Genomic DNA, 12,302 nt, shown 5'->3' on the forward strand with positions numbered 1-12,302 from the left:
TTAAGATAAACAGTGGTTGGCTTTTATGTATGAGTTTATATCTTCTTTTTTATAGCTTTTAGTAGTGATAAAGTTTATAACACAGGCCATTGTCTTTGGTTTTACATAGCCAGGTACATTTAATATAACCTTACCTTCTTTGTTTAAGAAAAATATATTTGGATAAGCGTTTACTCCAAGGTCAGCGGTTATATCTTCTCCAGTGCCAATAAGTTTATGGTTGTTTATAACTAGTTTGTAAAGTTTTGAAGTATCATCTGCCAAAACTGATGCTACTTCAACGTTTTTTAAAGCTTTTATAAGCTCTTGGTTTGTGGTGATATCGTGTTGGAGTTTATGACAGTATGGACAATCGCTACTTTCTATTATAAGCATCTCATAGTCTTTTGAAGGTATCAAACTCACTATTGGTACATTTTTGCTGGAGTTTGATTTTAGATATTCATTTACGCCGTTTTGCTTAGAGCAAGAATTTATTAAAAGCCCTATACCTATGATAAAAAGAGATGTTTTTAAAAACTTTCTCATAAACTTCTTAAAGCCTCGTTTATACGTTTTACACCTTCTGATAAGGTGTCTTCTGATACGCAGTAAGATAGCCTTGCCCAAAAGTCTTTTCCAAAGGAAGAACCAGGCACTAAAGCTACGTTACCTTTTTCTAAAATATAAGAGCTCATTTCTATATCGTCTTTGAAATTGTTTTTATACTTTGTTAAATCTATAAACATATAAAAAGCGCCCTTTGGTTTTGAATAAGGTATATGATAGTTTTCTAAAATACTTATAAGATGTGCTCTTCTTTTTGAAAACGTATTTTTCATATTTTCTATAAAAGCTTTTGAATTGTCGTTTTTCAAAGCTTCTAAAGCACCCCATTGGGCAAAGCTTGTGACGTTTGATACACTTTGACTGTTTAAATCAGCTATGATTTTTGCATAAGAAGAAGGGCAAGCTACATATCCTACTCTCCAGCCTGTCATGGAAAAGGTTTTGGAAAAAGCGTTTACTGTAAACGTTATTTGTCTTGCTTCTTTGCTAAAAGACGCTGGACTTACCATATAAGCCCCGTCGTATACAAAGTGTTCATAACATTCATCGGATATAATAAATATATTCCTTTCTATGCAAAATTCCACAATCTTTTGAAGGTTTTCTTCTGATATAACAGCACCTGTGGGGTTTGAGGGTGAGTTTATTATAACGGCTTTGGTTCTTGGACTTACGTATCTTTTTAGTATGTCAAGCGTTAGTTCAAAATTGTTATCCTCTTGAAGCTCTGCAAACACAGGTATTCCACCGAATAGCCTTATCTGTTCTGGATATGTTACCCAATAAGGTGAAGGTACGATAACCTCATCTCCTTCGTTTAATATAGCCATAAATATAAGAAATAAAACCATCTTAGCTCCAGTGGATACCACTATCTCAGAAGGGCTATACGCCACGTTGTTTTCGTTTTTTAGTTTTTGTGATAGTGCTTCTCTTAAAAGCGGAATACCAGAGGATGGTGTATATTTGGTTTTACCTTCTTTTAGAGCTTTTATGCAAGCTTCTTTGACAAAATCAGGTGTATCTATATCTGGTTCACCTGCTCCAAAGCTTATTATATCTATACCTTTTGCTTTTAGCTCGTTAGCTTTAGCGCTAACTGCCAAAGTGGGCGACGGTTTTAATGTTTCAACTCTATCTGCAAGCATAGAAATATTATAAATCAAAAAACCTTTGGCATCTGGCCTTTTATAAAAATTTCATTCTCTGAGGTATAACAATCAAAACAAAGTATGTCTAAACCCATTTCTTTGGCTTGTTTTAGAGCTTCTGAGAAGTTTGGATCTGTTTCTTCGTTTGGTTTGAAGGCTTTTGCATCTGGTCTTTGTACCACAAACACTATCATAGGTTTATATTCTTTTGTGATGTGTATATTTTTTAAAAGCTCAATATGTTTTGTGCCACGCTCTGATGGCGCATCTGGAAACATGGCTATTTCATCTTTTACAAGGTTTACAGACTTTGTTTCTATGAGAACCTCGTTGTTTATTAGTATATCAAACTTATGATTATCACCATATTTTGGTTCTAGTTTTAGGCTTTTAATATCAAACAAATTCTCTTTTTTTATAAAATCCAAAAACAATTTAGGAGCCAGCAAAGAGTCGATATAAACCCAATGTCCGTGTTTGTTCACAGCCTTTAAATGCCAGTTGTATTTGCCACCTTCTTTTTTCTCCAAAAGACCCTTTGCTCCTTTTACCAAAAGCTCTGGAAGTCTTCCAGTGTTTCTAATATGAACAAGAATTTCTTTGTTGTCAACGATAACTTTTGCTACAAACCTGTTTAGTCTTTCTAAGACTATGCACTCTTTGAGGTCAAATTGCATTTATAAATTCAAAGTCGCTTTCTTCAGAGCTTTGTTTTTTGTAATCTTCTTTATCGTCTTTGCCTTGTTCTTTGTCTTGCGAAAATCCCATTTGAGATTCTATGGTGGTGCCATTGATGGTTATATTTTCTACGCTAAAACCAAGGTTTTGTAGATTTTTAAGCAAATCTTTTATTTGAGAATCTTTGTATACAAGCTCTGTGTTTGTATTTATTGCTATAGATAAATTGTTGGCGTTAAATTTTATCTGAAGATCCGTCCCATCGTCAAGTTGGATAGATACATTTTTCATCAAAACTGGATTTTTGGTTTCTTTCAATACAGTTTTTTCTACTTCTTTGAAAATTTTCTCAGTGTTTATACTGTTTGTTGTATTCTGTTGATTTGTTTGTATATTTTGCTGGTAGTTCGTGCTAAACCCTTCATTGTTGTCTTTGTTGTCTTTTTGTTTATCGTTTGTATTAAAAGCCTGAAAATCAAGACTTTCTTTCATAATATCTTTTATAGGGCTTGTAAAATCGTGAAGATTGTTTAAGCTTGTTTTCGGAAGTAGCTCTTTATCTAAATTTAAAGCGCTGACATTTTTTGCTATGTAATCTTTTATGTTTTTTTCATTTTCTTTATAATATGCTACGTTGGTTTCTTTAGGTGGTTGAATTTCATCTTTTTTTGTAAAGAGTTCTTGTTCTTCTACGTTTTTATAATAGCTTTTATTATCGGAAGTCTTAGTTTCTTCGTTAAGTGTAGTAAGGTTGTTGTCTTTAATAGAAGCTATGTCTATTTGGTTGTTTTTTAATAGATCGTCTTTGCTAACCGACATATCTTTATCAGTTGGGGTGTTTTTGTTGTTGTCTGTGGTATCCTTATAAGATGTGATATCGTTTTTAATAGTGGTAGACTCGTTAGCTATATCAGAGCTGTATGGCGTGGTAGACTTATTAATTGTAGAAAACTCATTGTTTGTTTGGTTGGTATTAATTTCTTGCACCTGGTTTTTTGTATTTTCAGCATAAGTTTCTAATTGTTCATATTCTTTTATGGCTTGGTGGGGTTGGTTTGTATTGTTATTTATTTCTATATTTATCTCAACATTTTCAAATTTGTAAGTTATATTTTTAGTATCATCTAATTGTTCTGTTTTGGTTTGTTGATTTTCTAATTGTTTGTCAGTGTTTACCTGTGTGTCTTTGGATATGATTTTATCTGATGGTATATCGCTTTCTTCTAAAGTTTTTATATTGTTGGGTACATATACATTTATTTTGATATCTTCAAGTGGTTTGGTTTGGAGCGATAGGTTATTTAAGTTTGGTTTTTGGGCTTTTAGAGAGATTAACGTTTCTGATGTGTTTTCTTTTTCTAGTATTAAGCTAAAAGATAAAGAGGATATATGAGATGATATATCTTTTTGTGAGAGTATGTGTTTGTCAAGGTTTGATAATATAGAATCTAAGAAGTTTGAGGCGTTTTTTGAAGTTGTGATAATTTCTTCGCGTATTGATATGGATAGGAGAAATGTTTCGTTTGATTTATGATTTTGTATATTTTTTATGATATTTTCTATCGAGTTTGTATCAAAATTTGGGTTTATATCTTTTGAGAGTTTTTCTATGTCTTTTAACAAATTTACTGCAAAATTTTCGGCATTATCATATAATTTTATTAGAATATCTTCGGTACCTTGGTTTTTGTTTAGAGATGTATTGTTAGATAATGTATTGGTTATATTTTTAAAGAAATTAAAAATATCTTGGAATATGTCACTTAAATCTTTTAAGACTTTATCTTTGTCAAGATTATCTTTGTTCAAATGCTTTTTGTTGGCAAGGCTATCCAATATATCTTTAAAATCTGAAGACTGAGGCAGAACGCTATTAGCTTGTTTCTGAGTTAAGGAAGAGCTAGAGGCACTTATTAGATCTGATAACAGCTTACAGCGCACTGTATTGTTTTGCGTTGTATCTTCTGGTGTTTTTGGAATTGGTATATCTATTTTGCTTATTAACTTGCCTAAACCTTCCAAAACATTTAGCATATCATAAATATAATAATTCAAAAACAATAGCTTATGATATATAATCATATATATGATGAAAATAGCTCATGTTATAAATACTTTAGCAGGTGCAGGCGCTGAAAGGGTCGCTTTAGATGTTTTTGATTGTTTAAAAGGATATGATCAAGAGTTTATAGTGGCTAAAAACATCATAGATTATGAAATAGATTTTAGACCTAAGATATTGTTTAATATTAAAAAGAAGCCCTTTTATATACCAGCTTTTATATATGAGAAAATCCTTCTTAATAAGCTATCCAAGGCTTTAAAAGATTTTGATGTGATAATATCCCATCTAAGGGATATGAATACAAGGCTTTGCCTTCTTAAGAGTAAAAATCTTATAAAAGCAAAGCTTATAATAGTAGAGCATGTACCAAAAGAGCTTTACTCTAAAAAAGAGATAAAGTATATAAAAAGTCTTTATAAATATGCAGATATAGGAGTGGGTGTATCAGAAAAGGTTGTTAAGGATTTGGAAGAATACGGAGTTAAAAAGACAGTTCTTATAGAAAACGCGATAGATCACGATAAGATAAAAACGCTATCTTTAGAAGAAGATATAACCTTTGATAAATTTAGTTTTTTAAGCGTTGGTAGGCTAAGCGAGGATAAAGATTATTCCACACTTTTAAAGGCTTTTAAAATAGCAAATGTAGATGCACATCTTTTTATAATAGGAGAGGGTTCTAAAAAACAAGAGCTTTTAAATCTTTCTAAAAGCTTAAAAATAGAAGATAAGGTTAAGTTTTTGGGTTTTAAGAAAAACCCATTTCCATATGTAAGAGCTTGTGATGTGTTTGTTAGTTCTTCAAAAAGAGAGTCTTTTTCCATGGTGGTGTTAGAAGCAATGGGTCTTGGTAAAGCAGTTATATGTACAGATGTGGTGCCCTTTGCCAAAGATGGTTTTAACGCTTTGGTGGTGCCAAAAGAAGATGAAGAAGCTCTTTCAAAAGCCCTTATAAAAATTTACCAAGATAAGAATTTAAGAGATGGCTTATCTCAAAATGCCTTTTTGTTTTCACAATCTTATTCCAAATCTTATTTTTGCGGGAAATATAAAAATATCATTACTATGCTATAATACTCTAAGATGGAATGCCCAGATACAACGCTTGGGAAATATGTGATAAAACCTCTTTGGTTTGGTATAAGAGGTATTTTTAGAAGTGTATTTAAGATTAGGGCTTTTAACATAGAAAATATAGAAGGGCTTGAAGGGGTTATTTTTGCATCAAACCACAGATCTCATTTAGATCCACCAGTGTTAAACGCTTTGGTAAAAGAACCTCTTTATTTTATCGCCAAGAAGGAGCTTTTTGAAGCACCTGTCATAGGATTTTTATACAACCATATGAGGGCTATACCAGTCCAAAGAGGTTCTGGAGATTTTGGAGCTATTGAAAAGGCTATAGAGCTTTTAAATATCGGTTGTAATGTTTGCATATTTCCAGAGGGAAGAAGAGCGCCAGCTGGGGAGTTTTTAAAACCAAAAACTGGTGTTGGTATAATGGTTGTAAAAACCAAAAAACCAGTGATACCAATATACATTGAAAATACGGATGTAAATTTTCCTATAGGAGCAAAGTATCCAGTGCCAAAAGAGCCTATAAACGTATACTTTGGAAAGCCCATTCATTTTGGAGATTTAGAAGATAACATTCAAAGCTACAAACTTGTGGCAAACACCATAATGGAGCACATCAAAGAACTTGCCTACAATAAACCTACTTGAATTTAGGAAGTTTCCATTTTAACATTATAGCCAACATCCTTATTGAAAAAACCGATATTACACAAAAAGATGCCGCAAGCGTTATGTTTTTGAAAAACATCGTTGTAATATAAAAAATAACGGCACCTATGATGCTACAACTAGCGTAAAAGTCATCTTTTAAAACAGATGGTATCTTTCCAAGAAGTATATCGCTTATGACTCCACCACCTACTCCCGTCAGAGTAGCCAGTATGACAATTCCAAATACGTTTACGCCTGCCTTATAAGCTATCATGGCGCCTGTAGTGCTGAAAGCCGATAATCCTACAGCATCTGGTATCAGTATGAGCATCGAGCTTTCAATACCTTCGAACTTGTAAAGAGATATCCCTATCAAAAGCCCTAAAATGGCAAATATCATATTTTCTTTAGATTTAAAAGCTATTGGAATAGTATTTATTATGACATCTCTTAGTATACCACCCCCAAGGGCTGTGGTTATAGCTAAAACCGTTATACCAAGAAGATCTAAATCCTCTTTTATGGCTTTTAAAGCACCAGATATCGAAAAGGCTACTATACCAACCAAGTTTATAAAAGAAAAAACTGACCAAAAGTCAATCATATATCTTGTGATGCTCTATAAACTTTTTCATATCAAAAAGTGCTCTGTAAGCTTTTAATAATTTTTTATGCTTTTTGTGAACCTCTATATCTGGTAAAAGCCCAAAAACTGGATTCATAGGTTGAAGCTCTCCTTCTTTGGAGCTTATGTAGTCTAAGAGTGCTCCTAACATGGTGGTTTTTGGTGGTGTTGTAGGTTCTTTGCCTTCTAATTTTAACCATGCGTTTATACCTGCTATAATACCAGTGGCAGCGGAAGCTGAGTAGCCTTCAACACCGGTTATTTGTCCTGCAAAAAGTATGTTTGGATTTTTTCTTAATTCAAGAGTTGGTTTTAAAAGTTTGTTGGATTGTAAGAATGTGTTTCTATGCATCGAGCCAAGCCTTGAGAAAACAGCATTTCTAAGGCAAGGTATAAGCCTGAACACTCTTACTTGTTCTTTATAGGTAAGTTTTGTTTGAAATCCCACCAAAGAAAGGGCTTCTCCTTCTTTTGTTTCTTTTCTTAGCTGTACTATTGCATATACGTCTTTTGATATGTGGTGTTTTAGACCTTTTGGGCTCATTGGTCCAAAAACAAGTGTTTCATAACCCCTTGATGCTATCTCTTCTATGGGAAGACATCCTTCAAAGTGCACCACTCTTTCAAAATCTTTGGTTGGTACTTTTTCTGCTTTTAAAAGCTCATTATAAAATATATCGTACTCTTCTTTGGTCATCGTACAGTTAAAATAATCATCTCCTTTGTCATATCTAGAACCCCAAAATCCCTTTGAAAAGTCAACGCTTGAAGCTTCTACGATTGGAGCTATCGCATCGTAAAAGTAAAGATAATCATCTGTTATAAGATTCTTTAAGTATTTTGAAAACTTTTCTGAAGTAAGAGGCCCTGTGGCTACTATGTTTAGCTCGTTTTCATTTAGGCTTTCTACTTCTTCTCTTACAACTTCTATATTTGGATGAGACAATATCGTTTTTGTTATAAAATCTGAAAACTCGTTTCTATCTACCGCCAAAGCGCTTCCGGCTTTGACATAAGAGTGTTTTGCAGCTTTTATAACAAGGGAGTTTAAAAGTTCCATCTCTTTTTTTAGAAGGCCTGCCCCAGTGGTTATTTCAAAACTTCCAAGGGTGTTGCTACAAACAAGCTCTCCAAATTTATCCGTTTTGTGAGCCTCTGTAGTAGTTATTGGTCTAGTTTGCGTAGCATTTCTTACATCGTGTGTTCCTGTTTTTTCATCTTGCCGAGAAGTAAAATGCGATGTTATTGGTCTCATTTCAAACATTCTAACTTTTATACCTTTGTTTGCTAAAAAATAAGCCGCTTCTGAACCAGCAAGCCCTGCTCCTATGACGTTTACTTTCATGTTAATATTTTATGATAAAATAGTTGCTGTGAATGGTTTTTTAGATTTAAAAGCTTCAAAAGTGTTTAAACAATTTATAGTGTTTGCAGAAGAGATATTAAGTGAAAAAGGATATAGTTTTATAAAGCTTCCAATGTTTGATAGCTTTTATAATCAAATGAGAACCACCACCAACTACAATGAACTTATCACCATAAGGTCTTCAAAAGAGGTGTTTGTTTTAAGAAAAGACATGACTTATCAAGTGGCAAGCTATATAGCCTCTTTGAAAGAAAGAGCTTTACCTATAAGGATATATTATGAAGGTGAAGTGTTTTCTTGGGAAAATGAAATAAAATCCGATTATCAGCTTGGTTTAGAATACATAGGATACGATAAAGACGATGGGATATTTGAAGTAATTGATATTATATATAAGCTTTTAGCATTTTTTAACAACGATATTTTCATTTATATAAACGATGAAGCTATACTAAAGGAGCTTCTGTCAAAGTTTGATGATAAACATAAAGAAGATGTAAAATACGCTCTTACATCAAAAAATCTAAATACACTTTATAAATATGACCTTGATTGGATGCTTTTGGAAGATGAAAATGTACTTTTTGAAAAACTCAATGCTTTGAACATTGATGGTGTTAGGCTCCGGAATGTTTTTTATATTTTAAAAAATAAGTCTTTAAACGTAAGGCTTGATATATCAGAGTTAAAATCTATCCCTTACTACGATGGTATAACGTTTTCTTTCTATTCGCCAAACCATCCTTTTGCAATAGCCTCTGGTGGTGAATATCAGATTTTAAAAAACGTTTATAATTTAGACATAAAAGCTTGCGGTGGTGCTATATATCTTTCTTCCATATTGGAGAAAATATAATTACCTAGATATTGGTACGGTTAGATGCTCTAAGTTAAATACGTTAAAAGTCAAAAGAACATAATTTATATATTGATTTCTTGTACCATCAAAGTACTCTTGAAAAGATAACGATAAAGAATAACATTCTCCGTTGTAGGTTAGGTTTAGATACCTAGATACATCGTGTCCACTTATATCATCATGGATTATGCCACCGTTTACGTTAAAAGTTTTGTAAGTATAAGATGCGCCGTAGCTTTGCTGATTTAGTGTATATTTTCTGTTTATATCTTTTGCCGTGCTGTCACCAAGGTAAAAGTTGAACTTTTTAAAATTTATGTTTATATATTGGTTTTCTTCTGGAAATTCATTTTTGTTAAAATCATAAAAACTATCTATGGTATAAGACAAATTTTGAAAAGGTCTAAATGTTATTGTGGTCCTAAGAGGTAATAGCGGTTTATGCACTATGAGGTTTGAAGTTTGATAACTAGCGGATGTAACAAAGGAGTTAAGTGAACTAAGATATGTGGGAAAAGCATACTCTTTTAAAAATGTATAGCCATCTTCTAAATATACGTTTGCAAAGTTATAACCGTTGTAAGTAAAAGCGTTGTTTATTTTAAAATCTAAATAATTTTGGTTTGACTGGTAATCTTTGTAATCAAATATTGGGTTGTTGGTATTGTTGAAGGGTTGATAGTTGTAAGATAACTCGTAAAAGTTGTTTATATTTAGGCTTTTAATATGAAAATTTTTGCTAAAAAACGTTTTGTTTTGAAATAGAACTTGATATGCTGAGGATTTGTAGCCACTTTGATTTAAGGCTATATACTTTGTACCTAAGAAGTTTATATTGGTACTGTTGGTAAAAGGTCCAAAGCTAAGGGTTTTTGTTAGGTTTGGATTTACAATAAGCCTATCTCCTTTTAGTCCATCTTCTCTGTAAAAATACGTGTTTTGAGCACTTATGTTGTAGTAGATGTTATCAAAAAGAGGATGGTTTTTCCATAAAAAATCTATTTCTGGAAGCCTTTGGAGTGTATAGGCATTTGTGTTTGATGTAGTATCGTAAAAAAAGTGAAAACTTACATCTGCAAAAAAGTCTTTCGTATTTTTGCTGTAGTTTACATAAGAACTAAGGTATGGTATGGTCCTTTGATTGGTTCTAAAATACATGTCCTGCATAAAGTAAGGATCTGATATAGTATCTAGCTTGAAATCAATACCGTCGTATCTTCCAAAGATGTCTAACCTGTATCTGTTGGACCTAAATGTTGATAAATTTCTACCATACCACCATTCTCCCGGTGTAGAAGGCTCTTTAAAGTAGTATGTGTTGAAATTTATATAATCTTTTTTTGTAAAAGCCTGTCGATATTGGAAAGAGAGTCCTTCACCTTCGTTGTTTCTGTATTCCGGGGTTATTGTCATGTCTTTATCTTGGGATAGTGCAAAATATATGGGCTGTTGATATATAAATGCATTGTAGGTGTTTGAGCCTATAAGAGGTGGAAGCAAGCCGCTCCTTCTTTTACCCACAGGGAATATGGCGTAAGGTATATAAAGAATAGGTAGTTTTTTGTAAGCTAAAATGTTTGAATTTGCATATACGTATTTGTTGGTTACTTTTGCACTGAAAACGCAAAGACGCAACTTTTTATCCTTTAATTTTTTATCTATTTTACAAGTGCTTACCACTCCTTTTTTTATAAAATATACTTTATCATCTTTTATTATTTTATCAGCTACAAAGTATATGTTGTGAAATTTTCCGTAAGCGTCTAAAAAGTATCCTTGCTTTGTTGACAGGTTTAGTTCTCCCATTTTACCGTAAACGTTTTCCTGATTTACAACGTTGATAAGATGCACATGCCCAATCAAAGTTATAGTTTTTGAGTTTTTATCGTATATGGCTTTATCACAGTATATCGTATAATCTTCGTAGTATATCACCACATCTTTTTTTGCTATCACTTGGTTGTTTGGTTCTTTTATCAAAATATCCGATAGTATCTTTACAGGCTCAGTTCCGTATGATAAAGCTACTATTAAAAACAAAAAAACTAAGATTCTAAACTTAATAATATCTCCTCCGTTTCTTTTAGAGAGCTTACTATGAAGTCTGGTCTAAAATCGGTTTTTTCTAAATCTTCTTTTTTATATTTACCAGTGGTAATAAATATAGTTTTTATGCCAAGAGCTTTAGCTCCTATCAAGTCTGTATAAAAATCATCGCTTATTATTACACTATCTTTGTATTCATCGTTGTTTAAAGCTTTTGATAAAAATAGTTCTGACGGTTTTCCTAAGTTTGGTATATCTTCCTTGTAATCTGTGGCATTTGCTATCATAAAAGCCAAAGAACCAGAACCTTGAAAATAAAGCCCGTCAGAGTCCTTTACGATTTTGCTATGATTTATAGGTATTATTTTTGCTTTGTTTAAAAATACTGCTGATATTGCTTTTTTTAACTTTTCAAAGCTTAGCTGTTTGTCTTGACCTATGATTACACTTTCTACATCTATATCGTTTTTTACCTCTACAAATTTTGATAAATAAGCTTTTAAGTGGTCTGTACCTATTACAAAACAAGAAGATATGCCTTTTTCTTTAAGATAATCTGGTAGTATTTTTAAAGGTGTTAGAATATCTTTATCTTCAACGTTTAATCCTTTTTCGTTTAATATTTTCACTAGTTCTTCTGGTGGTTTTGTGGAGTTGTTTGATAATATTTTGAAGTTTTTGGTTTTTAAAAAGCTTAAAAATGCTTTTGAATCTTCAAAAAGGTTGAACTCTTTATCTTTTACCAATACACCATCTAAATCCACTAGTATTTTCATAGAAAATAGTTTACAATGTTTTTATGGAACTTGTGGATATTTTTTATAAGAGAGCTATAATGTTTTGGAAAAGTTTTTTAGGTTTAATAATAATATCTTATATAGCGCTTTTGTTGTCTTACTTTATAATAAGACTGCCTATAAAACTTCCTTTTGAAATTAGGTTTTATTTGATTGGAGGGGAGGTATTTTTGGGTATCATAGTGTTTTTCTTATCTTATTTTGTTAAAAAGCAATACATACCTGTATCGATTCATGAGCCTTATTGGAGTTATAAAGCTATAAAAGGTTATTTTTGGCCTTATGCGATAGCTTCTGCTCCTTTTTTGTTCGCTGGGATATTTTATCTTTTGGTGGCTGATTTAATAAGTTTAAGCGTAGGGTTTTTTATAAGCTTTTTTCTTATTTTTTATCAAAAGCCCAAAAAAGGTGATATAATATACTAACATCAAGCTGGAG

General features: G+C 32.1%; 12 protein-coding genes. 4 read left to right on the forward strand and 8 right to left on the reverse strand.

Annotation, left to right across the window (positions count from 1 at the left end):
- From HY04AAS1_RS02165 to HY04AAS1_RS02180, 4 genes are read right to left on the reverse strand one after another with little or no spacing between them, the layout of a single operon-like run.
- Positions 1-528, reverse strand: a complete 528-nt coding sequence (locus HY04AAS1_RS02165; RefSeq protein ID WP_012513474.1) for a thioredoxin fold domain-containing protein — start codon at positions 526-528, stop codon at positions 1-3.
- On the reverse strand, positions 525-1,697 hold the full coding sequence (locus HY04AAS1_RS02170) for a pyridoxal phosphate-dependent aminotransferase (RefSeq protein ID WP_012513475.1): 1,173 nt from the start codon (positions 1,695-1,697) through the stop codon (positions 525-527). The genes HY04AAS1_RS02165 and HY04AAS1_RS02170 overlap by 4 nt, the downstream gene beginning before the upstream one ends.
- Before the next feature lie 14 nt (positions 1,698-1,711).
- Entirely contained in the window at positions 1,712-2,377 is a 666-nt protein-coding gene (gene sfsA / locus HY04AAS1_RS02175) for a DNA/RNA nuclease SfsA (protein WP_012513476.1), read from the reverse strand.
- Positions 2,367-4,412, reverse strand: a complete 2,046-nt coding sequence (locus tag HY04AAS1_RS02180; protein WP_012513477.1) for a hypothetical protein — start codon at positions 4,410-4,412, stop codon at positions 2,367-2,369. Before HY04AAS1_RS02180 ends, sfsA begins: the two co-directional genes overlap by 11 nt.
- A 52-nt stretch (positions 4,413-4,464) precedes the next feature.
- Here HY04AAS1_RS02180 and HY04AAS1_RS02185 point away from each other — a divergent pair, with 52 nt between their 5' ends.
- Both HY04AAS1_RS02185 and HY04AAS1_RS02190 read left to right on the forward strand, forming a co-directional pair.
- On the forward strand, positions 4,465-5,517 hold the full coding sequence (locus HY04AAS1_RS02185) for a glycosyltransferase (RefSeq protein ID WP_012513478.1): 1,053 nt from the start codon (positions 4,465-4,467) through the stop codon (positions 5,515-5,517).
- Positions 5,518-5,526: 9 nt separating this feature from the next.
- Positions 5,527-6,168 (forward strand): lysophospholipid acyltransferase family protein, encoded by a 642-nt coding sequence (locus tag HY04AAS1_RS02190; RefSeq protein ID WP_012513479.1) that lies wholly within the window; start codon positions 5,527-5,529, stop codon positions 6,166-6,168.
- On the opposite strand, the gene HY04AAS1_RS02195 is transcribed toward HY04AAS1_RS02190, so the two are convergent.
- Together HY04AAS1_RS02195 and trmFO are read right to left on the reverse strand one after the other, a co-directional pair.
- The gene (locus HY04AAS1_RS02195; protein WP_012513480.1) at positions 6,161-6,775 is read right to left on the reverse strand and encodes a trimeric intracellular cation channel family protein; all 615 of its coding nucleotides are present in this window, start codon (positions 6,773-6,775) and stop codon (positions 6,161-6,163) included. The genes HY04AAS1_RS02190 and HY04AAS1_RS02195 overlap by 8 nt on opposite strands.
- Entirely contained in the window at positions 6,768-8,141 is a 1,374-nt protein-coding gene (trmFO, locus tag HY04AAS1_RS02200) for a methylenetetrahydrofolate--tRNA-(uracil(54)-C(5))-methyltransferase (FADH(2)-oxidizing) TrmFO (protein ID WP_012513481.1), read from the reverse strand. The genes HY04AAS1_RS02195 and trmFO overlap by 8 nt, the downstream gene beginning before the upstream one ends.
- Before the next feature lie 28 nt (positions 8,142-8,169).
- On the opposite strand from trmFO, the gene HY04AAS1_RS02205 reads away from it, so the two are divergent.
- A complete protein-coding gene (locus tag HY04AAS1_RS02205; RefSeq protein ID WP_012513482.1) occupies positions 8,170-9,018 on the forward strand; it encodes an ATP phosphoribosyltransferase regulatory subunit in 849 nt (282 codons plus the stop codon).
- Here the strand turns inward: HY04AAS1_RS02205 and HY04AAS1_RS02210 are convergent, their stop codons facing one another.
- Both HY04AAS1_RS02210 and HY04AAS1_RS02215 read right to left on the reverse strand, forming a co-directional pair.
- Positions 9,019-11,061 carry an LPS-assembly protein LptD gene (locus tag HY04AAS1_RS02210; protein WP_012513483.1) on the reverse strand — a complete coding sequence of 681 codons (2,043 nt, stop codon included), beginning with the start codon at positions 11,059-11,061 and terminating at the stop codon, positions 9,019-9,021.
- Positions 11,062-11,066: 5 nt separating this feature from the next.
- Positions 11,067-11,843: an HAD-IIA family hydrolase gene (locus HY04AAS1_RS02215; protein ID WP_012513484.1), complete on the reverse strand. Its 777-nt coding sequence runs from the start codon at positions 11,841-11,843 to the stop codon at positions 11,067-11,069.
- A gap of 23 nt (positions 11,844-11,866) precedes the next feature.
- Here HY04AAS1_RS02215 and HY04AAS1_RS02220 point away from each other — a divergent pair, with 23 nt between their 5' ends.
- Positions 11,867-12,289, forward strand: coding sequence for a hypothetical protein (locus HY04AAS1_RS02220; RefSeq protein WP_012513485.1), 423 nt, complete (start codon positions 11,867-11,869; stop codon positions 12,287-12,289).
- The last annotated feature ends 13 nt before the right edge of the window (positions 12,290-12,302 follow it).

The sequence above is a fragment of the Hydrogenobaculum sp. Y04AAS1 genome, assembly GCF_000020785.1.
Classification (GTDB): domain Bacteria; phylum Aquificota; class Aquificia; order Aquificales; family Aquificaceae; genus Hydrogenobaculum.

What these genes read in the sequence shown, in the direction of transcription:
- HY04AAS1_RS02165 (WP_012513474.1), bottom strand. Translation starts at nt 528, where the DNA reads ATGAGAAAGTTTTTAAAAACATCTCTTTTTATCATAGGTATAGGGCTT.
- HY04AAS1_RS02170 (WP_012513475.1), bottom strand. Translation starts at nt 1,697, where the DNA reads ATGCTTGCAGATAGAGTTGAAACATTAAAACCGTCGCCCACTTTGGCA.
- sfsA (WP_012513476.1), bottom strand. Translation starts at nt 2,377, where the DNA reads ATGCAATTTGACCTCAAAGAGTGCATAGTCTTAGAAAGACTAAACAGG.
- HY04AAS1_RS02180 (WP_012513477.1), bottom strand. Translation starts at nt 4,412, where the DNA reads ATGCTAAATGTTTTGGAAGGTTTAGGCAAGTTAATAAGCAAAATAGAT.
- HY04AAS1_RS02185 (WP_012513478.1), top strand. Translation starts at nt 4,465, where the DNA reads ATGATGAAAATAGCTCATGTTATAAATACTTTAGCAGGTGCAGGCGCT.
- HY04AAS1_RS02190 (WP_012513479.1), top strand. Translation starts at nt 5,527, where the DNA reads ATGGAATGCCCAGATACAACGCTTGGGAAATATGTGATAAAACCTCTT.
- HY04AAS1_RS02195 (WP_012513480.1), bottom strand. Translation starts at nt 6,775, where the DNA reads ATGATTGACTTTTGGTCAGTTTTTTCTTTTATAAACTTGGTTGGTATA.
- trmFO (WP_012513481.1), bottom strand. Translation starts at nt 8,141, where the DNA reads ATGAAAGTAAACGTCATAGGAGCAGGGCTTGCTGGTTCAGAAGCGGCT.
- HY04AAS1_RS02215 (WP_012513484.1), bottom strand. Translation starts at nt 11,843, where the DNA reads ATGAAAATACTAGTGGATTTAGATGGTGTATTGGTAAAAGATAAAGAG.
- HY04AAS1_RS02220 (WP_012513485.1), top strand. Translation starts at nt 11,867, where the DNA reads ATGGAACTTGTGGATATTTTTTATAAGAGAGCTATAATGTTTTGGAAA.